Here is an 18,856-nt window from a genome sequence, read left to right as displayed (position 1 = left end):
GCTGCGACCGGGCCAAGAAACCGATCAAGAACACCTTCGAAGTCAAAAAACGCGGCACCCGCTACACCGAGGCCAACGTCCGATACACGCTCACCATCACCAAGCACCCACCGCCACCTGCGCAAACACGCTAAGTCACCGGCATTGCAGGTCAGAGGCCCTTTCCGAGGTGAAGTCCCAGGTGGCGGCGGACGAGTCGGCCTGTACGCCGGGTTCTGTCTCCCCGGGGCCTCGCGGCGCCCGGAGGAGGCGGCCATCCATCTAGGGCCGGTGTCGCCACCGGTCTCGTGCGGTCTACCCGCGGACTCGGGCGGGCCGCCCTCAGTCATCCGCGCAGGGTCACCTGTCGGTGGCCCCTTCTTGACCTTGCTCCGGGTGGGGTTTACCGAGCCGCCCAGGTCACCCTGGGCGCTGGTGGTCTCTTACACCACCGTTTCACCCTTACCGGGGACCGGAGTCCCCGGCGGTCTGTTTTCTGTGGCACTTTCCCGTGGGTCACCCCAGGTAGGCGTTACCTACCACCCTGCCCTGCGGAGCCCGGACGTTCCTCGGCGGGATCGCGAGGATCCCGACGCGGCCGCCCGGCCGGCTCGTCCGCCGTGCTTTCCAGTCTACCGGTGGCCAGGAACGAGCCGCACAGGATGAGGGCGAAGGCCGCGACGATCGTGCCGGTCAGGGGCTCGTCGAGGAACGCGACGCCCGCCGCGACGGCCACCGCGGGGTTGACGTAGGTGAACACCATCGCCCGGGAGGTGCCCACCTCGCGGATCAGCTCGAAGAAGACGACGAAGCCGAGGGCCGTGCAGATCACACCCAGCCCAGCCAGCGACGCCAGGACCTTGCCCGCCGGGAGCTCGGCCGGCCAGGTGGCCAGCGCCGGTGGCGCGTAGACCAGCGCGGCCAGGCCCAGGCAGCCGGCTGTCAGCGGCAGAGTGGGAACGTTCCGCAGGTGGCGGGCGGCGATGAGCGGCGCCGCCGCGTAGCCGACGGCGGTCAGCAGCACCTCGGTCACCGGCCAGGCGCCGCCGCCGCTCAGCTTGGGGGCCGCCAGCACCGCGACGCCGCCCAGGCCCACCGCCAGACCGGTCCAGCGGCGGGCGCCCAGGCGTTCGCGGTCGCCGGTGAGCCGGGCCAGGGACACCGCGACCACCGGGACGGCGGCGATCAGCAGGCCGGTCAGGGAGCTGCTGAGGTGACGCTCGGCGTCGGACAGCAGCCACCAGGGGCCGATGATCTCGCAGGCGGCGAAGGCGAGCAGGGGTGGCAGGCGGGCGCGCAGCGCGGGCAGGCCGCGCAGGGCCAGTGGCAGCAGGAGCAGCGCGCCGAGCGCGGTGCGGGCGAAGACGAGCACCGGAACGGACACGCCGTCCACGGCCACCTTGATCATCAGGTACGGGATGCCCCAGATGACGCTCATCAGGGCGAAGAGGAACCAGCCGCGCGGAGACATGCGCCCAGGGTCAGGGGCGGCGGCGGGCGCTGTCTTGAACGCTGTTGCGGTACGCCCCGGGCGTGACGCCCAGCACCCGCCGGAACCACCGCGTCAGATGCGCCTGGTCGGCGAAGCCCACCTCGGCCGCGGCCTGGGCCGGGCGGCGCCCGGCGTCCAGCAGGGCGCGGGCCCGGGCGACGCGGTGCTGGGCGAGCCAGGCGTAGGGCGGCATGCCCGTGGCCGCGTGGAACGCGCGCAGCACCTGGAAACGGGAGAGGCCGAGGTCCTCGGCGACCCGGGCCAGCGTGGGCGGCGTGCGCAGTTCGTCGGCGAGCCGGGCGCGGACGGCGGCGGCGATCCGTTCCCCGCCGCGCGGCGCCGGCCGGGGGTGGGCGCCGGCGTGGCGGCAGGCCAGCGCGGTGAGCAGGGGGAGCAGTTCGGACTCCGCGCGCAACAGGTCGGCGCTGGCGCGGTGGGCGCGGCGCAGGGCGGCGGCCAGGGCGGGGTCGTCGATGACGGGCTCGGGGAAGTGCGGGCGGCGGGTGACGCCCTCGGCCATGAGCGCGGCGCCGGGGTAGAGCACGCGGTAGGCGAAGCCCGAGGCGGTGGCGGGGCCGCCGGTGTGAGGTTCGCCCGGTTCGAGGACGACGACTGCCCCGGGCCCGGCCAGATGGTGCGCGCCCCGGTAACGGATGGTCTCCAGGCCGTCGGTGCACACGCCCACGGCGAACTCCTCGTGCGCGTGCGGCGCGTAGCGGTGCTCCCGGAAGCGCGCGGTCATCAGGTCGAGCGGCCGGGCGCCCGGGGTGAGGGCGATCCGCGTCCAGGTGGCGTGGTCCATGACGCGAAGTGTGCCCCGGCGGCCTGCCGTACGCTTCTGTCCGTGCTGGTACTGCTGCCGCCGTCCGAGGGGAAGGCCGAGAGAACGACCGGGTCGCCGGTGGATCTCGGCGCGCTGTCGTTGCCCGAACTGACCGCGGCCCGCGGCCGGGTGCTGGACGAGCTGATCACGCTGTGCTCCGGCGACGCCGACAAGGCCCGCGAGGTGCTGGGGCTGAGCGAGGGCCTGCGCGGCGAGGTCGTGCGGAACGCGGCGCTGCGCACGGCCCCCGCCCGCCCGGCGGGCGAGGTCTACACCGGGGTGCTGTACGACGCGCTCGGCCTGGGGTCGCTGTCCCCGGCGGCGCGGCGGCGGGCCCGGGCGTCGTTGCTGATCTTCTCCGGCCTGTGGGGCGCGGTGCGGATCACCGACCGGATCCCGGCGTACCGGTGTTCGGGCGGGGTGAAGCTGCCGGGGATCGGCGCGCTGTCCGCGTTCTGGCGGGGGCCGCTGGCCGAGGCGCTGCCCGCCGCGGCCGGTTCGGGCCCGGTGCTGGACCTGCGGTCGTCGGCCTACGCGGCGATGTGGCGGCCGGCCGGGGAGCCGGCGCGGCGCACCGTGACGGTGCGGGTGCTCCAGTCCCGGCTGGTGAACGGGGTCGAGAAGCGGTCGGTGGTCAGCCACTTCAACAAGGCGACCAAGGGCCGGCTGGTGCGCGGCCTGCTGGAGGCGGGCCCCCTGCCGCGCACCCCGGCCGGGCTGACCGGCGCGCTGCGGGACCTCGGCTGGACCGTGGAGGAGAGCGCGCCGGGCCAACTGGACGTGGTGGTCACCGAGGTGTGAGCGAACGCTCCAGGTGGCCGGTGTCGTTGAAGCGGCGGACGCTGGCGTTGCCGTCCGGGTAGTAGGCGATCTCGGAGAGGGCGGCCGGGGCCAGCTCCATGCGGAACATCGCGGCGGGCGGGGCGTCCAGGGCCAGCCGCAGCAGCGTCTTCACCGGGGTGACGTGGGTGACGAGCAGGACGGTGCGGCCCGCGTGGCGGGCGATCGTCTTGTCGCGGGCCACGGCGACCCGGCGGGCCACGGCGGTGAAGCTCTCGCCGCCGCCGGTCGGTTCGGCGTCGGGCGAGGCGAGCCAGGCGGCGATGTCGCGCGGGTGCCGCTCCCGCGCCTCGGCGAACGTCAGGCCCTCCCAGGCGCCGAAGTCCGTTTCCCGGAAGCCCTCTTCGTAACGGACGTTCAGGCCCAGCCGGGCGGCCAGCGGCTCGGCGGTCCCACGGCAGCGGGCCAGCGGGGAGCTGACGATCGCCTGCACCCCGGCCGCGGCCAGCGCCTCGGCGACGGCCTCGGCCTGCCGGCGGCCGGTGTCGGACAGCGGCGGGTCGTCGCCGCCGCTGCCGGAGAACCGCTTCTGCGGGGTGAGCGCCGTCTCGCCGTGCCGCAGCAGCAGCAACGTGGTGGGCGTGCCGGTCGCCGGGCCCCAGCCCACCGCGGCCGGGGGCGGGGCCGCCTCCGGTTCGGCCTGGCGGCGGGGCTGCCACACCTCGCCGCGCCGACCGGCGTCCATCGCCTCGTTGGCCAGCCGGTCGGCGTCCTTGTTGCGCTCGCGCGGGATCCACTCGTAGCGCACGGCGCTGGCCGGGAAGACCTCCCTGGCCTCCAGCGCCAGCGGCCGCATGGCCGGGTGCTTGATCTGCCAGCGGCCCGACATCTGCTCGACGACCAGCTTGGAGTCCATGCGAACGCGCACGGTGGCGTCCGGGTCCAGGGCGTACGCCGCGCGCAGCCCGGCGATCAGGCCGCGGTACTCGGCGACGTTGTTGGTGGCGGTGCCGATGAACTCCGCCGACTCGGCCAGCACCCGGCCGGTCGCCGCGTCGCGCACCAGGGCGCCGTAGCCGGCCGGCCCCGGGTTGCCCCGGGACCCGCCGTCCGCCTCGACGATGAACTCCCGCATCACAGTCCGGACTCGGGGGTGCGCACGAGGATGCGGCGGCAGTTCTCGCAGCGGACGACGGCGTCCGGGGCGGCGGCGCGCACCTCGTTGAGCTCGGTGATGTTCAGCTCCAGGCGGCAGCCCTCGCAGCGCCGCTGGTAGAGGCGGGCGGCGCCGACGCCGCCCTGCTGCTCGCGCAGCTTCTCGTAGAGCTTCAGCAGGTCGGCGGGGACGGCGGCGGCCACGTCGGCGCGCTCGGCGCGCACCGAGGCGGCGTCGGCGTCGATCTCGGCGAGCGCGGCGTCGCGGCGGCCGGCCGCCTCGGCGGCCTTGGCCTCCAACGCCTCGAGGGCGGCGGCCAGTTCCTTGGCGCGGGCCTGGGCGGCCTCCTGGCGCTCCATGATGTCCAGCACGATGGTCTCCAGGTCGTCCTGGCGCCGGGCGAGCGAGGCGATCTCGCTCTGGAGGCTCTCCAGGTCCCGGGGGTTGGTGACCATGCCGGAGTCCAGGCGCTGCTGGTCGCGGGCGGCGCGCTGGCGCACCTGGTCGACGTCCTGCTCGGCCTTCGTCTGCTCCCGGGCGGTGTCACTCTCCTCGGTGCGCGCGGCCACCAGGAGGTCGCGCTGCTGGGCGAGCTCGCTGTCCAGCTCGCGGATCTCGGCGTGCTCCGGCAGGGTTTCGCGCCGGTGCGCGAGCTGGGTCAGCCGGACGTCCAGGGCCTGGACGTCGAGGAGGCGGATCTGATCGGCGGGCGCGGCGTTCAGTTGGGGGCTCCTTCTCGGATACGGAGGGAGGGACGGTGGGCGGTCCAGGGGTCGGTGACCCGGTGCGAGACGTGAACGCGCAGGCCCCAGCCGTTCCGTTCCGAAACGGCGTCGAGCTGCGCGGCGGCCTGCTCGCACCAGGGCCACTCGGTGGCCCAGTGCGCGGCGTCCACCAGCGCGAGCGGGGCGTGCTCGGTGGCCTCGGAGGCGGGGTGGTGCCGCAGGTCGGCGGTGAGGTAGGCGTCGGCGCCGGCGGCCCGGACCTCGGCGAACAGGCCGTCGCCCGCGCCGCCGCAGACGGCGACGGTGCGCACCGGCCGGTCGGGGGCGCCGGAGGCGCGGACGCCCTGGGCGGTGGCGGGCAGCCGGGCGGCGGCGAGCTCGGTGAACTCGGCCAGCGTCAGCGGGACGTCGAGCTCGCAGATCCGGCCCAGGCCGCGCCGGCCGGCGGGGTCGCTCGGGTCGGGCACCAGGGGCCCGGTGACGCGCAGGCCGAGGGCGGCCGCGAGGGCGTCGGAGACGCCGGGGTCGGCCCGGTCGGCGTTGGTGTGGGCGACGTGGAGGGCGACGCCGTTGCGGATCAGGGTGTGCACGACGCGGCCCTTGAACGTGTCGGCCGCGACCGAGGTGGTGCCGCGCAGATAGAGCGGGTGGTGGGTGACCAGCAGCTCGGCGCCCAGCGCCACCGCCTCCTCGGCGACCTCCTGGACGGGGTCAACGGCGAACAGCACCCGGCTCACCTCGGCGCCGGGGTCACCGCAGACGGGACCCACGGCGTCCCACGCCTCGGCCCGCTCCCGGGGCCATAGAGTGTCGAGCGCGGCAATCACGTCGGAGAGTACGGGCACGGGCCCAGGCTACCTGTCCGCCGGGGCCCCGGGACCTGCCCCGGGGGAGTTGACGCGGATGCACACCGGACCCCGGTTGATCTTGTAAAACGGGCAACGGTCACCCTTATGTATGAAGCCGTAGCTGCCGAGTTGTTCGGCTCGCAGTGCGAACCTAGCGTCCTCGCTGGAGGTGAGCGACTTATGACGGCCCGACCGGCGTTGCTGCCCGTGCCGCTGACGATCGCGGCCGGAGGTGCCTACGCGGCCCGACTGATCGCCGGATACGGCGACGGCGGCTGGTGCCCGGAGCGCTGGACTCTGGACGGCCCCGAGCCGTACGCGGTCCGGCTGCCCGGCGGACAGCCGGAGGACTCGGACAGCGCGTTGCAGCCGCTGGCCGACGGGCGGGTGCTCATCGCCCGCCGGGCGGACGGCCGTTACCACTTCTCGCTGCTCTACCCCTCCGGGCCCGACACCGGTGAGCTGCTGCTCGGCGCGGTGGAGTGCGAGCGGCTGACGCTGCTGCCGCCCGCGCCGGACGGGGCGCGTGTGTACGCGCTGGCGTCGCAGACCGGGGGCTCGGCGCCGGGCACCGCGCTGTGGCTGGTGTGCGGCGGCGCGTTCGGCCCGGAGCTGGTGACGGTGCTGGCCGGGAGCTGCGCGGGCGGCGCCTGGCTGGACGGCGACGGCCGGCTGCTGGCGCTGGACCGCACGGACGAGTCGGGACGCACGCGAACGGTGACGGTGGACGTGCAGCACGGCGGCGAGCCGGCCGAGTTGCTGCGGATCGCCGAGGACAGCAACGACCGGCTGCTGCTGGCCGATCCGGACAGCGGGCTGCTGCTGGTGCGCTCGGACGCGCCGGGCGAGGACCGCATCGGCTGGGGGGTGCTGGGCAGCCACCGGCCGGTGCGTTTCCCGGAGGCGCTGCATCCGGAGGGGGGCGTGCGCGTCACGCCGTTCGCCGTGCAGCCGGGGCAGGCGCTGGTGCCCGAGAGCTGCGGGGTGGCGCTGCGGATGACCACGGATGTGGCGGACTGGGTGGCGGTGTGGCGCGCCGGGCAGCGGGAGCTCCAGCATCTGGCCGCGCCGGAGGGCTGGCTGGCGGGCGCGGGGCTGTGGACGGTGGACGGCCGGCTGTTGCTGCCGTATGTCTCGGAGCACACGCCGTGCGGCCTGGCCCGGCTGGACGTGCCCGATCCCCCGCGGAGTCCGGCGTCGCCCGAGCCCGCGCCCGAGGCGTCGTCCGAGGCGTCGTCCGAGCCGGCTTCGCAGCCCGACCAGGAAGTGGCGAAGGCGGAGAACGCGGAGGTGGCGACCGGGGAGCCCACGGTGCCCGAGGAGCCGCCGAGCGCCGGGAACGCGGCGGATCCGGCGGCCACCGACCGGCCCGCCGAGCACCCCGAGCCTCCGGCGCAGGTGGCCAAGCCGGTACCACTCCAGCAGGCGCCGCTGGCCCGCATCGGCTGACCCGCGCGCACGGCGTTCGAACGCATGGTGCAGCATGGGGCACACGACCGGCACAGGGGGAAAAGTGGAGCAGGACGTCTTCGACGCCTTCGAGGCGGCGAAGGGCTTCATGCCGGCCGACGAGGGCCGCGCGCTGCACGCGGCGGCCACCGAGGCCGCGAGCGCGCTGCGGCTGCCGCTGTTTGAGATCGGCAGCTACTGCGGCCGTTCCACGCTGCTGCTCGCCGACGCCGCCCGCCGGGCCGGCACGGTCGCCGTGACCGTGGACCATCACCGGGGCAGCGAGGAGCAGCAGCCGGGGCAGGAGTACCACGACCCGGAGCTGGCCGATCCCAGCGATCCGGGCCGCGTGGACACGCTGCCGTTCCTCCGCCGCACCCTGGCGGAGGCCGGCCTGGAGGAGCACGTGGTCGCCGTGGTCGGGCGGTCGCCGCAGGCGGCGGCGGCGCTCGGCGGGGGCGGCGGCGGCCGGTTCGGCCTGGTCTTCATCGACGGCGGGCACACCGAGGCCCATGCCACGGCCGACTTCGAGAGCTGGGTCCCGCAGCTCGCGGAGGGCGGGCTGCTGGTGATCCACGATGTGTTCCCCGACCCGGCCGACGGCGGCCAGGCACCGTACCGTGTCTGGCGGCGGGCCCTGACCGGCGGCGCCTTCACCGAGGTGTCCGAGTGCGGGTCGCTGCGCGTGCTCAGACGTACGGGACCCGGTGGCTGCTAGGTCACGGCGGCATCACAAGCGTGTCGCCTGGGAAACAGTAAGCCCCTTCCCCGGGACCCGGGGGGACATCATCCGTACGATGGGGCCTCCCGGTTTCCTGACCCGACCATGACGACGAGAACGACGAAGGATCTGACGTGAACAACCGCTCGCTCTCCCGAGGCGATGCACTGGTAGGCGGGGCAGCGATCGTGCTGTTCATCGCCTCGTTCCTGGACGCCTGGGCTGCCGAAGGCGGCACTCCGAGCTGGAACGGCTGGTCGTCGGACTGGTTCCCGGTACTGCCCTCGCTCTTCCTCGCCGGCATCATCGGCGCCGCGCTGATCATCTCCTCGCGTTTCGTGGCGCAGCCCACCAAGGAGTTGGCGGGGCTGCGGCTGGACCAGTGGGGCATCGCGCTGACGGTGAGCTCCGCCTGGGCCGGGCTCTGGACGATGATTGGTGGCCCCGAAGGACTGGAGGCGGGCTCCGGTCTGATCCTCGGGCTCATCGCCGCCCTGGTGCTGGCCGGTGGCGCGGTCGCCACCCCGCTGGTGCCCGCCCTGAAGCTGCCGCTCCTGTCGGCCAACCCCAGCCCGCAGCCGGGTGCCCCGGGCGCCGGCCAGCCCTACGGCGCGCCGCAGCCGGGCTACGGCTACCCGGGCGGCGCCCCGCAGCAGCAGCAGCCGTACGGCGTGCAGCCCGGTCAGCCGGGTCAGCCGCAGCCGGGTCAGCCGGGGATCCAGCACCAGCCGACGCAGGCCGTGCCGGCCACGCCGGCGCCGGGTGCCGCCGACCCGAACTTCCAGCCGTTCTGGTTCGCCGTGCCGGCCTCCCGGCCGCTGTACGGCGAGGACGGGTCGCCGACCCCGGTGGCCGAACTGGCGCCGGGCACCTGGTACCTGGCCGTCGAGCAGCGGGGGCAGGCCCTGGTCGCGCAGACCCAGGACGGCCGCCGTGGCGTGCTTCAGGACACCTCGGGGATCCAGCGCGGCTGAACACGCGTAACCAACTGACGGAAACGGCGGTGGCCTTCGGGCCACCGCCGTTTCTCATGCCGTCTCCCGCCCGAGGCAGCAGCCCGGGTCGGGGTCCAGGCCGGTGGGCAGCCGTTCGCCGCCGAACACGGCGCGGGTGGGCTCGTCGCCCGTGAGCGCGGCCACGGCCAGCAGCACAGCCCCGGCGGTCCACGTCGTCAGCTCGGCCGGCCACACCGCGTCGTCGGCGTAGACGTAGCCGGTCCAGTACAGGCCGTCCTCGGCGCGCAGATGGCCGATCCAGCGCAGCACCTCCACGGCCCGGGCGTCCTGGCCGGCCGCCCACAGGGCGAGGGCCAGTTCGGCGCTCTCGCCGCCGGTGACCCAGGGGTTGCCCGCGACGCAGCGCACGCCCAGGCCCGGGACGGCGAAGTCGTCCCAGCGCGCGGCCAGCCGGGCGGTCGCCGCGGGGCCGCGCACCGCGCCGGCCAGCACCGGGTAGTACCAGTCCATGGAGTAGCGGGACTTGTCGAGGAAGCGTTCGGGGTGGGCGCGCACGGCGTGGCCGAGGCGCCCGGCGGCCAGTTCCCAGTCGGGCTGGGGGGCGCGTTCCAACTCGGCGAGCGCGAGGGCGCAGCGCAGCGCCTGGTGGACCGAGGCGGAGCCGGTGAGCAGGGCGTCGGGGACGGCGGTGCCGTCGGGCTCGCGGCGCCAGCCGAGCTGGCCGCCGTCCTGCTGGAGGCCGAGGGTGAACTCGATGGCCGCGGCGACCATGGGCCACATGCGGCGGCGGAACTCCTCGTCGCCGGTGGCGAGATAGTGGTGGAGCACGCCAACGGCCGGATAGGCGCAGAAGTTGCTCTCCTTGCCGCGGTCGGTGGGGCGGGCGGCGGCGCCGTCGGCGTAGGCGGCGTACCAGGAGCCGTCGGCGTTCTGGTGGGCGGCGAGCCAGGCGTAGGCGGCGGCGGCGCGCTCGTGTTCGCCCGCGGTGTCCAGCGCCATGGCGGCCTCGACGTGGTCCCAGGGGTCGAGATGGTGGCCGGCGAACCAGGGTATGGCGCCGTCGGGGCACTGGACGGCGGCGATGCCGGCGGCGGTGGCAGCGGCCTGCCGGGGCGTGAGCACCCCGGGCAGCGCGAGCCGTTCGGTGCGCTCCGGGCGCCTCACGCACGCCCCAGGCGCGGCTTGGTGGCGTAGGCGACGAAGCTCTTGCCGAGCACGGGGTTGAGGAGGCTCTCGGCGGCGCGGGTGGCCAGCGGGCGCTTCATCAGGTCCCAGACGAGCAGCTTGTGGTAGGCGCGGACCGGCAGGGCGGTGTCGTTGTCCACGCCGAGGGCGCACTTGAGCCACCAGTAGGGCGCGTGGAGCGCGTGGGCATGGTGCGTGCCATAGGGGCGCAGGCCGGCCTCGGTGAGGCGCGCGAGGAGTTCGTCGGCGCGGTAGATGCGGATGTGGCCGCCCTCGACCTGGTGGTAGGCGTCGGACAGCGCCCAGCAGACGCGTTCGGGCCCGTAACGGGGCACGGTGACGGCGATCCGGCCGCCGGGGCGCAGCACGCGGACCGCCTCGGCGAGCAGGCCCTTGTCGTCCGGGATGTGCTCCATGATCTCGGAGACGATGAGCGCGTCGAAGGAGTCGTCGGGGAACGGCAGGGCGAGGGCGTCGCCCTCAACGGCCAGGGCGGCGGCGCCCGTTGGGGCCTCGCCGGCCTCGCGCATGGCGGCCAGCCAGCGGGCGGTGGTGGCGACCTCGGCGCCGTCGCGGTCCAGGGCGACGACGTGGGCGCCGCGCCGGTAGCACTCGAACGCGTGCCGTCCCGCGCCGCAGCCCAGGTCCAGGACGCGGTCGCCGGGGGCGAGGGGAAAGCGGGTGAAGTCCACGGTCAGCACGCGGTCAGCTCCTTCGTTGCCCGGGGCCCGCCGCCAGCGCGGCCCGGTAGTGCTCCGCGGTGCCGCGGGCGGCCTGTTCCCAGGTGAAGCGGCCAAGGACGCGGGCGCGGCCGGCGGTGGCGATCCGGGCGCGCAGGTCCTCGTCGGCGAGGAGCCGGCCGAGGGCGGCGGCCAGGGCGCCGGCGTCGCCGGGCGGCACGGCCAGGCAGGTCTCGCCGTCGGGGCCGGCGACCTCGGGGATGGCGCCGCCGGTGGTGGCGACCAGGGGGGTGCCGGCGGCCATGGCCTCGGCGGCGGGCAGGCAGAAGCCCTCGTAGAGCGAGGGGACGCAGGCAACTTGGGCGCCGCGCACCAGGCCGGCCAGCTCGGCGTCGCTGATGCCCTTGACGAACTCGACGCAGTGCCGCAGCCCGAAGCGGTCCAGCGCGTCGGCGACCGGCCCGTCGCCGGGCCGGTGGCCGACGACGACGAGGTGGGCGGCGGGGTGTTCGGTGCGGACCTTGGCCAGCGCCTCGACGAGGTGGACCAGGCCCTTGAGGGGCACGTCGGCGCTGGAGGTGGTGACGATCCGGCCGGGGACCCGGGGCACGGCCGGGTCGGGGTGGAAGACGCGGGCGTCGGCGCCGATGGGCACGACGTGCACGCGCTCGGGGCGGACGGCAAAGTCGTCGATGATCTCGCGGCGGGCGGCGCCGGAGACGGTGAGCACGGTCGGCAGCAGGCGGGCGACGCGTTTCTGCATGCGCGTGAAGCCGTACCAGCGGCGCACGGACCAGCGGCGCTTGCGGTCCCGGGCGGCGGCCAGTTCGAGGCGGCGGTCCACGGTGATGGGGTGGTGGATGGTGGTGACCAGCGGCAGGCCGAGGCGGTGCAGGCCGAGCAGGCCGTAGCCCAGCGTCTGATTGTCGTGAATCACGTCGAACTCGCCGCGCCGGGCGGCGAGTTCGCGGCGGGCCCGGAGGGAGAACGTCAGCGGCTCGGGGAAGCCGCCGGTCCACATGGTGGCCACTTCCAGGACGTCGATCCAGTCCCGGTACTCGCCGCGCCCGGGGGTGCGGAACGGGTCGGGCTCGCGGTAGAGGTCGAGGCTGGGCAGCTCGGTGAGGGGAACGCCGTCGTCGAGGACGGGGTAGGGCTGGGCGCCGATGACCTCGACATGGTGGCCGAGCCGGGCCAGTTCGCGGGAGAGGTGGCGGACGTAGACGCCCTGACCGCCGCAGAACGGGTTCCCCTTGTAGGTCAGCAGGCCGACCCGGAGCGGGCGGTCCTGGTCGGCCTCGACTGCCACGCCGCCCCCTCTGCCTGTTGCTACTCGCGGGTACTGACCATAACGCGCTTCCCGTCAGCGGAAATGTCCCGAGCCAGGTGATTATCACCACGCGCGCTTGCCGAGTAAACTGCCCCCGTTTGTCGAGTCCGGCTCCGGAGCGCCCACCATGACCTCCCGAGGACCCCAGCCGGCCGCCCCGGCCAGGACGGAGCGGCAACAGGCCCGCAGGCGGCGGATTCTGGACGTCAGCACGGAGCTCGCGGCGGCGGGCGGCTTCGAGGCCGTGCAGATGCGGGAGGTCGCCGAGTCGGCGCAGGTCGCGCTCGGGACCCTCTACCGCTACTTCCCGTCCAAGATCCATCTGCTGCTGGGCGTGCTGCACGACCAGTTGGAGCAGTTGCACGCCACGCTGCGCGAACGGCCGCTGACCGAACGGGACCCGGCCGAGCGGCTGGTGCGCACCCTGAAGCGGGCGTTCCGTTCCCATCAGCGCGAACCGCGGCTGGCGGAGGCGATGATGCGGGCGCTGCAGTTCGCCGACGGCTCGGCGCGGGCGGAGGTCGGCGCGGTGTCGCGGCTGACCTCGACGCTGCTGATGGACGCCTCGGGGCTGACCGGGCCGGAGGCGGAGGCGCACATGAGCGCGGTGCGGGTCATCCAGCACACGTGGCACTCGTCGTTGCTGTACTGGCTGTCCGGAAACACCACCCTCGCCGAGGCCCACGCGGACATCGAGACCGCCTGCCGCCTGATGAGCCGGGCCCCGTCCCCGCCGTCATAGGAGGGCTCCGCGCGCCGCTAGTATGGCTTTTTCAGTCATAGCCACGAGCAGGGGAAGCCGGTGCGATTCCGGCGCTGACCCGCAGCCGTGAGCGGGCCCGGCCCCACCGGTGCCCGCGAGCCGGAACGCCTGCCCGTGGTGCGCACTGGCCTCCGGTCACGCGAGTGACGGGCACCGTCGAGGAGTACGGCGCTGAGCCGGGTGCCCCCGCAGCGCGTCCCCGCGCCGTGGTGGTTAGCCGTGCCGGCGGACCAGCACAGCGAAAGGCATCCGCGTGTCCCTCCCTTCCAATCCGCGCCGACGGTTCACCGGCGCCGTCGCGCTGGCCGGCGCCGCCGTCCTGCTGACGGCCCCGGCCGGCGCCGCGTTCGCCCAGTCCCCGGCGGCCGCCGAGCCGCCCGCCGGGCTGTTCGGCGACGCCGACCCGAGTTACGACGGCGTGTGGCGGCAGTCCGTCGCGCTGCTCGCGCACCACACCGCCGGCTACACCCCGGCCGGGGAGGCGGTGGACTGGCTGACCGGCCAGCAGTGCGACGACGGTTCGTTCCTCTCCTACCGCCCCGACCCGGCCCAGCCGTGCGGCGACGTGTCCGGCGCCGACACCAACGCCACCGCGCTCGCCGTGCAGGCGCTGGCCGCGCTGGGCGGCCACGAGGCGGCGGTGGACTCGGCGCTGACCTGGCTGACCGGCGTGCAGAACGCGGACGGCGGCTGGAGCTTCAACCCCGGCGGCGCCTCGGACGCCAACTCCACGGCGCTGGTCATCGGCGCGTTCGCCGCCGCCGGGCAGCAGCCGGGCGAGGTGGAGCGGGACGGCAACTCGCCCTATGACGCGCTGCTGGGCTTCCAGTTGGGCTGCGACACCGCGAACGAGAACGAGCGCGGGGCGTTCGCCTGGCAGCCGGACCCGGAGAGCGGGGATCTGTTCGTCAGCGACCTGGCGACGGTGGACGCGGTGCTCGGCGCCTACGGCAGCGGGCTGGTGGTGGACCCGGAGGTCCCGGAGGCCACGGCCCAGCCCCTGGGGTGCGGCGACGCGGCGGACGGCGGCCCGACGGAGGAGGCCACGGCGAGCGAATCGCCGGACGGGGCGGACGCGTTGGCGCCGAACGAGGCGGCGGGCGCGGCCGGTGCCGCGTATCTGGCCGGCGCGCTCGACGAGGGCGGCCAGCACCTGGTGTCCACGCCGCCCGGCGGCGAGGAGCAGGCGGACTACCTGGCCACCGCGCGGGCCGTGCTCGCCCTGTCGGCGGGCGGCCTGGCCGAGGAGCGGCAGGGCCCGCTCAACTGGCTGATCGAGCACCACGCCGAGTGGCCGGACTACGCGGCGAGCCCGACCGCGCTGGGCACGCTGGTGCTGGCCGCGCACGCGAGCGGGGTGCCGCCGGAGGACTTCGGCGGGACGAACCTGATCGACCAGCTCAACGCGCTCGGCCCCGACCCGGACGACGCCGGGGGCGCGAACGGCGGCGCGGGCGCGGCCGAGGACGACGACGGGGGCCCGGGCGCGGTCGTGTGGGTGGTCGGCGCCGGCCTGTTGGTGGGCATCGCCATCGGCGTGGTGCTGACCCTGCGCAAGGCCCGCCGCGCATGACCGGCTGGCTGCCGTGGGGCCGCCGTGCGCCGCTGGCCATGGCCGTCCTGCTGGGGCTGGCGGGTCTGGTCGCCGGGGCGGGCGCGGCGCCCGCGGCGGCGGACGACTCCGGCTACCGGTACTGGTCGTTCTGGACCTGGGACGAGGCCGACGGCGGGTGGGCGTACGCGACCCAGGGGCCGGGCACGCTGCGGCCATCGGACGGGGATGTGCTGGGGTTCCGGTTCGCGGTGAGCACCGAGTCCTCCGACACCCAGGAGCCGCGCGGCGAGAGCGACTTCGCGGCGATCTGCGGCGACGCCGCGGAGTCCGGCGGTGAACGGGTCGCGCTCGTCATCGACTTCGGGACCGCCGAGGACGCGCCGGGCGGCGAGTCGCCGCCGCAGCCGCGCACCGAGTGCGCCGAACTCCCGGACGGGGGCACGGCGGCCGAGGCGCTGGCGGCGACGGCCGAGCCGTTGCGGTACAACTCCGACGCCCTGCTGTGCGCGATCGCCGGCTATCCCGAACGCGGCTGCGCCGACCAACTCGGCGGCGGCTCCGAGGAGTCGAACGCGTCGGAGGGCGACGCCGAGGACGGCGGTGGCGGCGGCTCCGCCGGCGCCCTGGCCGCGGGCGCGGGCGTGGTGGTGCTGCTGGCCGCGGCCGCCGTGGTGCGCGCCCGGCGGCGCCGGGGCTGACCGGCCGCCATGTGCGACGGACGCGTGCCGAAGGCGCCGCCCGGCCGGGCGGCGCGGTGGCGGGGAGCGGGCGCGGCGGCCGGCGTTCTGGCCCCGCGGGCGAACCGGAGCAACGCGCTGCACGCCGGGGCGTGGTGGCTGTGGGCGCTGGGCCTGGCCGCCGCCGCGTCCCGCACCACCAACCCGCTGCTGCTGGGCCTGATCATCGCCGTGGCCGGCTATGTGGTGGCCGCGCGCCGCACGGACGCGCCCTGGGCGCACGCCTTCGGCTTCTTCCTGGCGCTGGGCGCGCTCGTGGTGGCGATCCGGGTGGTGTTCGCCGTGCTGCTGGGCTCCCCGATCGGCGGCACCGAGGTGCTGTTCACGCTGCCCGAGGTGCCGCTGCCGGAGTGGACGCAGAGCGTGCGGATCGGCGGCCGGGTGACGGCGGAGTCGGTGGTGTTCGCGGCCTGCGACGGGCTGAAGCTGGCGACCCTGCTGATCTGCCTGGGCGCGGCGAACGCCCTGGCCAACCCGGCGCGGCTGCTGAAGTCGCTGCCGGGCGCGCTGTACGAGGTGGGCGTGGCGGTCGTGGTGGCCATGACGTTCGCCCCGCACCTCGTCGCCGATCTGCTGCGGATGCGGGACGCCCGGCGGCTGCGCGGCCGGACCGACCGGGGTGCCCGGGCGCTGATACGGGTGGCGCGGCCTGTGCTGGAGGGCGCGTTGGAACGTTCCGTGGCGCTCGCCGCCGCGATGGACGCCCGCGGCTACGGGCGCACGGCCCAGGTGCCACGCGCGGTTCGACACACCACCACGGCGCTCACGCTCGGCGGGCTGCTGGGCGTGTGCGCCGGCTCGTACGGTCTGCTGGCGGCGGAGGGCGCGGGGCTGGGGCTGCCGTTGCTGGTGGGCGGACTGGCCGCCGCGCTCGGCGGGCTGTGGCTGGGCGGCCGGCGCAGCGTCCGCACCCGCTACCGGCCGGACCGCTGGGGGCCGCGCGCCTGGCTGGTGGCCGGCGCGGGGGCCGCCGTCGCCCTGCTGGTGGGCTGGGCCGCCGGCGCCGATCCCGCGGCGCTCAACCCGCCCGCCGTTCCGCTGACCGCGCCCGCCCTGCCGCCCGGGGCGGCGGCGGCCGTGCTGCTCGGGCTGCTGCCCGCGGTGGTCGCGCCCCGCCCGGCCGCACCCGTCGGGCGCGGCCGTGACGTTGGGGAGCGGCGCGGCGAGGGTTACGTCCACGAGGTTCCGGAGGGGACCACATGATCCGTTTCTCCCAGGTGTCCGTCACCTACGCGGACGCCGCCGCGCCGGCCCTCGGGCCGGTGGACCTGACGGTCCCCGAGGGCGAGCTGTGCCTCGTCGTCGGCCCCTCCGGGGTGGGCAAGTCCACGCTGCTGGGCACCGTTTCGGGGCTCGTGCCGCACTTCACCGGCGGCACGCTGCGCGGCCGGGTCACCGTCGACGGGCGCGACACCCGCGAGCACCGGCCGCGCAATCTGGCCGATGTGGTGGGCACGGTGGGCCAGGACCCGCTCGCGCACTTCGTCACCGACACGGTCGAGGACGAACTCGCCTATGGCATGGAGTCGTTGGGCCTGCCACCGGCCACCATGCGGCGCCGGGTGGAGGAGACGCTGGACCTGCTCGGCCTCGCGGCGCTGCGCGACCGGCCCATCGCCACGCTCTCCGGCGGCCAGCAGCAGCGCGTGGCCATCGGCTCCGTTCTCACGCCGCACCCCCGCGTGCTGGTGCTGGACGAGCCGACCTCCGCGCTCGACCCGGCCGCCGCCGAGGAGGTGCTGGCGGTGCTCACCCGCCTGGTGCACGACCTGGGCACCACGGTCCTGATGGCCGAGCACCGGCTGGAGCGCGTCGTGCAGTACGCCGACCGCGTTCTGCTGCTGCCCGGGCCCGGCGCCGCGCCCGTGCTGGGCGACCCGGCCACGGTCATGGCCCGCTCCCCCGTGCATCCGCCGGTGGTGGCGCTGGGCCGGCTGGCGGGCTGGAACCCGCTGCCGCTCACGGTCCGCGACGCCCGGCGCCGGGCCGCGCCGCTGCGCAGGCGGCTGGCCGCCCGGCGCCCGATACCCGTCGCCGGCCCCGGCCCGGGCGCGCCGCTGCTCACCGCCCGCCGGCTGGCCGTGCGCCGGGAGCGGACCGAGGTGCTGCGCGGCGTGGACCTGACGGTGCGGCCGGGCGAGACGGTGGCGCTGATGGGCCGCAACGGCGCGGGCAAGTCGACGCTGCTGCGGACGTTCGTCGGCATGCACGCCCCGGCCGGCGGCGAGGTGGCGGTGGCCGGGCCGGACGGCGCGGCGCTGGTGCCGCACCGCGCCCGGCCCGGCGCGCTGCTGCGCGGCGTGGGGCTGGTGCCGCAGGACCCGCGCGATCTGCTGTTCGCCGAGACGGTGGCCGCCGAGTGCGCCGCGGCCGACGGCGACGCGGGCGCTTCGCCCGGCACCTGCCGGGCGCTGGTCACGCGGCTGCTGCCGGAGGTGCCGGACGAGGCGCACCCCCGGGACCTGTCGGAGGGCCAGCGGCTGGTGCTGGCGCTGGCGGTGATCCTCACGGCCGCGCCGCCCGTGCTGCTGCTGGACGAGCCGACCCGGGGCCTGGACTACGCCGCCAAGGCGCGGCTGATCGGCGTGCTGCGCGAGCTGGCGGCGGCCGGCCACGGCGTCGTGCTGGCCACCCACGACGTGGAGCTGGCCGCCGAACTCGCCCACCGGACGGTCGTGCTGGCCGAGGGCGAGGTCGTCGCGGACGGGCCGACCGCCGAGGTGCTGGTCGCCTCGCCGTCCTTCGCCCCGCAGGTGACCAAGGTGCTCGCCCCGGATCCGTGGCTCACCGTGCCGCAGGTGCGGGCGGCCCTCGACGACGTGCCGGACGCGGCGTGACCGGCACGGAGCGACCGATACAGCGGGAACGGCCGGTGCGGCCGGTGCGGCTCGGCTGGCGGTCGGCGGCGGCGCTGGCGCTGGTCTCCGCGACGGGCGTGGTGGCGTTCGGCTGGCCGCTGCTGGCGAGTTCGGCCTCGGGGCTGGCCCACTCGTCCGACGCGCCCTGGCTGTTCGCGCTGCTGCTGCCGCTGCTGCTGGCCGTGGTGGCCGCCACCATCGCGGACACCGGCCTGGACGCCAAGGCGGTGGCGATGCTCGGCGTGCTGGCGGCGGCCGGTGCGGCGCTGCGCCCGCTGGGCGCGGGCACGGCCGGGCTCCAGCCGATGTTCTTCCTGATGGTGCTCTCCGGCCGGGTCCTGGGGCCGGGCTTCGGCTTTGTGCTGGGCTCGGTGTCGATGTTCGCCTCGGCGCTGCTGACGGGCGGCGTGGGGCCCTGGATGCCGTTCCAGATGCTGGCCATGGGCTGGGTGACGATGGGCGCCGGGCTGCTGCCGGGGGCCCGGTCGCTGCGCGGGCGGGCCGAACTGGCGCTGCTGGCCGCCTATGGCGCGGTCTCCTCGCTGTTCTACGGGCTGGTGATGAACCTCCAGGGCTGGCCGTACATCGCGGGGATGAGCAGCGGCATCTCGTTCGTGCCGGGCGATCCGCTGCCGGAGAACCTGGCGCGTTACCTCGCCTATGTGCTGGCGACCTCGCTGGGCTGGGACATACCGCGCGCGCTGCTGACCGTGGTGCTGATCCTGCTCTGCGGGGGGAGCGTGCTGCGCGCCCTGCGCCGGGCCACACGCCGAGCGGCGTTCGACGCGCCGGCGCGCTTCATATGAGGGGAATCCCCGC

Annotated in this window: 17 protein-coding genes, 1 other RNA gene, 1 pseudogene and 1 riboswitch; of the genes and pseudogenes, 10 read left to right on the top strand and 9 right to left on the bottom strand. The window is 75.7% G+C overall.

The window, feature by feature from the left end; translation table 11 throughout:
* Positions 1 to 188: 188 nt before the first annotated feature.
* From rnpB to RM590_RS27600, 3 genes and pseudogenes are all read right to left on the bottom strand, one after another.
* An RNA gene (rnpB, locus tag RM590_RS27610) (RNase P RNA component class A) lies at positions 189 to 593 on the bottom strand.
* 86 nt (positions 594 to 679) lie between these two features.
* Positions 680 to 1,387: pseudogene (locus RM590_RS27605) on the bottom strand (DMT family transporter); the annotation flags it as partial.
* 73 nt (positions 1,388 to 1,460) lie between these two features.
* Entirely contained in the window at positions 1,461 to 2,273 is an 813-nt protein-coding gene (locus tag RM590_RS27600; RefSeq protein ID WP_311707442.1) for an AraC family transcriptional regulator, read from the bottom strand.
* Between the two features lie 42 nt (positions 2,274 to 2,315).
* On the opposite strand from RM590_RS27600, the gene yaaA reads away from it, so the two are divergent.
* Positions 2,316 to 3,095 (top strand): peroxide stress protein YaaA, encoded by a 780-nt coding sequence (yaaA, locus tag RM590_RS27595; protein ID WP_311707441.1) that lies wholly within the window; start codon positions 2,316 to 2,318, stop codon positions 3,093 to 3,095.
* On the opposite strand, the gene RM590_RS27590 is transcribed toward yaaA, so the two are convergent.
* Genes RM590_RS27590 through RM590_RS27580 form a run of 3 tightly spaced genes read right to left on the bottom strand, consistent with a single transcriptional unit; the run spans position 3,082 to position 5,800 of the window.
* Complete coding sequence (locus RM590_RS27590) at positions 3,082 to 4,209, bottom strand: bifunctional RNase H/acid phosphatase (protein ID WP_311707440.1); 1,128 nt, start codon at positions 4,207 to 4,209, stop codon at positions 3,082 to 3,084. The two genes, yaaA and RM590_RS27590, sit on opposite strands and share 14 nt — an antisense overlap.
* A complete protein-coding gene (locus tag RM590_RS27585) occupies positions 4,209 to 4,952 on the bottom strand; it encodes a zinc ribbon domain-containing protein (protein ID WP_311707450.1) in 744 nt (247 codons plus the stop codon). Before RM590_RS27585 ends, RM590_RS27590 begins: the two co-directional genes overlap by 1 nt.
* Positions 4,949 to 5,800 (bottom strand): Nif3-like dinuclear metal center hexameric protein, encoded by an 852-nt coding sequence (locus RM590_RS27580; RefSeq protein ID WP_311707439.1) that lies wholly within the window; start codon positions 5,798 to 5,800, stop codon positions 4,949 to 4,951. The genes RM590_RS27585 and RM590_RS27580 overlap by 4 nt, the downstream gene beginning before the upstream one ends.
* A gap of 183 nt (positions 5,801 to 5,983) precedes the next feature.
* On the opposite strand from RM590_RS27580, the gene RM590_RS27575 reads away from it, so the two are divergent.
* From RM590_RS27575 to RM590_RS27565, 3 genes are all read left to right on the top strand, one after another.
* Complete coding sequence (locus RM590_RS27575) at positions 5,984 to 7,252, top strand: hypothetical protein (RefSeq protein WP_311707438.1); 1,269 nt, start codon at positions 5,984 to 5,986, stop codon at positions 7,250 to 7,252.
* 34 nt (positions 7,253 to 7,286) lie between these two features.
* Positions 7,287 to 7,970 (top strand): class I SAM-dependent methyltransferase, encoded by a 684-nt coding sequence (locus RM590_RS27570; RefSeq protein WP_311707437.1) that lies wholly within the window; start codon positions 7,287 to 7,289, stop codon positions 7,968 to 7,970.
* A 137-nt stretch (positions 7,971 to 8,107) separates the two neighbouring features.
* On the top strand, positions 8,108 to 8,947 hold the full coding sequence (locus RM590_RS27565; protein ID WP_311707436.1) for a DUF5336 domain-containing protein: 840 nt from the start codon (positions 8,108 to 8,110) through the stop codon (positions 8,945 to 8,947).
* Positions 8,948 to 9,001: 54 nt separating this feature from the next.
* Here the strand turns inward: RM590_RS27565 and RM590_RS27560 are convergent, their stop codons facing one another.
* From RM590_RS27560 to RM590_RS27550, 3 genes are read right to left on the bottom strand one after another with little or no spacing between them, the layout of a single operon-like run.
* Complete coding sequence (locus RM590_RS27560) at positions 9,002 to 10,093, bottom strand: prenyltransferase (protein ID WP_311707435.1); 1,092 nt, start codon at positions 10,091 to 10,093, stop codon at positions 9,002 to 9,004.
* Positions 10,090 to 10,815, bottom strand: coding sequence for a class I SAM-dependent methyltransferase (locus RM590_RS27555; RefSeq protein ID WP_311707434.1), 726 nt, complete (start codon positions 10,813 to 10,815; stop codon positions 10,090 to 10,092). The genes RM590_RS27560 and RM590_RS27555 overlap by 4 nt, the downstream gene beginning before the upstream one ends.
* Positions 10,816 to 10,819: 4 nt before the next feature.
* Positions 10,820 to 12,103, bottom strand: coding sequence for a glycosyltransferase family 4 protein (locus tag RM590_RS27550; protein ID WP_311707433.1), 1,284 nt, complete (start codon positions 12,101 to 12,103; stop codon positions 10,820 to 10,822).
* Between the two features lie 148 nt (positions 12,104 to 12,251).
* On the opposite strand from RM590_RS27550, the gene RM590_RS27545 reads away from it, so the two are divergent.
* The 6 genes from RM590_RS27545 to RM590_RS27520 all read left to right on the top strand — a co-directional run bounded on the left by RM590_RS27545 (position 12,252) and on the right by RM590_RS27520 (position 18,843).
* Positions 12,252 to 12,866, top strand: coding sequence for a TetR family transcriptional regulator (locus RM590_RS27545; RefSeq protein ID WP_311707432.1), 615 nt, complete (start codon positions 12,252 to 12,254; stop codon positions 12,864 to 12,866).
* A gap of 1 nt (position 12,867) precedes the next feature.
* A riboswitch (cobalamin riboswitch) is annotated at positions 12,868 to 13,017 on the top strand.
* A gap of 123 nt (positions 13,018 to 13,140) precedes the next feature.
* Positions 13,141 to 14,460, top strand: a complete 1,320-nt coding sequence (locus RM590_RS27540) for a prenyltransferase/squalene oxidase repeat-containing protein (RefSeq protein WP_311707431.1) — start codon at positions 13,141 to 13,143, stop codon at positions 14,458 to 14,460.
* Positions 14,457 to 15,140: an SCO2322 family protein gene (locus RM590_RS27535; RefSeq protein ID WP_311707430.1), complete on the top strand. Its 684-nt coding sequence runs from the start codon at positions 14,457 to 14,459 to the stop codon at positions 15,138 to 15,140. The genes RM590_RS27540 and RM590_RS27535 overlap by 4 nt, the downstream gene beginning before the upstream one ends.
* A 9-nt stretch (positions 15,141 to 15,149) precedes the next feature.
* On the top strand, positions 15,150 to 16,382 hold the full coding sequence (locus tag RM590_RS27530; RefSeq protein ID WP_311707429.1) for an energy-coupling factor transporter transmembrane component T: 1,233 nt from the start codon (positions 15,150 to 15,152) through the stop codon (positions 16,380 to 16,382).
* Entirely contained in the window at positions 16,379 to 18,016 is a 1,638-nt protein-coding gene (locus RM590_RS27525) for an ABC transporter ATP-binding protein (protein ID WP_311707428.1), read from the top strand. Before RM590_RS27530 ends, RM590_RS27525 begins: the two co-directional genes overlap by 4 nt.
* Positions 18,013 to 18,843 carry an ECF transporter S component gene (locus RM590_RS27520; protein WP_311707427.1) on the top strand — a complete coding sequence of 277 codons (831 nt, stop codon included), beginning with the start codon at positions 18,013 to 18,015 and terminating at the stop codon, positions 18,841 to 18,843. The genes RM590_RS27525 and RM590_RS27520 overlap by 4 nt, the downstream gene beginning before the upstream one ends.
* Positions 18,844 to 18,856: the final 13 nt, after the last annotated feature.

The sequence above is a fragment of the Streptomyces litchfieldiae genome (assembly GCF_031845365.1).
GTDB lineage: Bacteria > Actinomycetota > Actinomycetes > Streptomycetales > Streptomycetaceae > Streptomyces > Streptomyces litchfieldiae.
The sequence above is the reverse complement of the archived record's forward strand: the minus strand, read 5'-3'. Positions and strand labels throughout refer to the sequence as shown.

What these genes read in the sequence shown, in the direction of transcription:
- RM590_RS27600 (WP_311707442.1), bottom strand. Translation starts at nt 2,273, where the DNA reads ATGGACCACGCCACCTGGACGCGGATCGCCCTCACCCCGGGCGCCCGG.
- RM590_RS27590 (WP_311707440.1), bottom strand. Translation starts at nt 4,209, where the DNA reads ATGCGGGAGTTCATCGTCGAGGCGGACGGCGGGTCCCGGGGCAACCCG.
- RM590_RS27575 (WP_311707438.1), top strand. Translation starts at nt 5,984, where the DNA reads ATGACGGCCCGACCGGCGTTGCTGCCCGTGCCGCTGACGATCGCGGCC.
- RM590_RS27570 (WP_311707437.1), top strand. Translation starts at nt 7,287, where the DNA reads ATGGGGCACACGACCGGCACAGGGGGAAAAGTGGAGCAGGACGTCTTC.
- RM590_RS27545 (WP_311707432.1), top strand. Translation starts at nt 12,252, where the DNA reads ATGACCTCCCGAGGACCCCAGCCGGCCGCCCCGGCCAGGACGGAGCGG.
- RM590_RS27535 (WP_311707430.1), top strand. Translation starts at nt 14,457, where the DNA reads ATGACCGGCTGGCTGCCGTGGGGCCGCCGTGCGCCGCTGGCCATGGCC.
- RM590_RS27530 (WP_311707429.1), top strand. Translation starts at nt 15,150, where the DNA reads ATGTGCGACGGACGCGTGCCGAAGGCGCCGCCCGGCCGGGCGGCGCGG.
- RM590_RS27525 (WP_311707428.1), top strand. Translation starts at nt 16,379, where the DNA reads ATGATCCGTTTCTCCCAGGTGTCCGTCACCTACGCGGACGCCGCCGCG.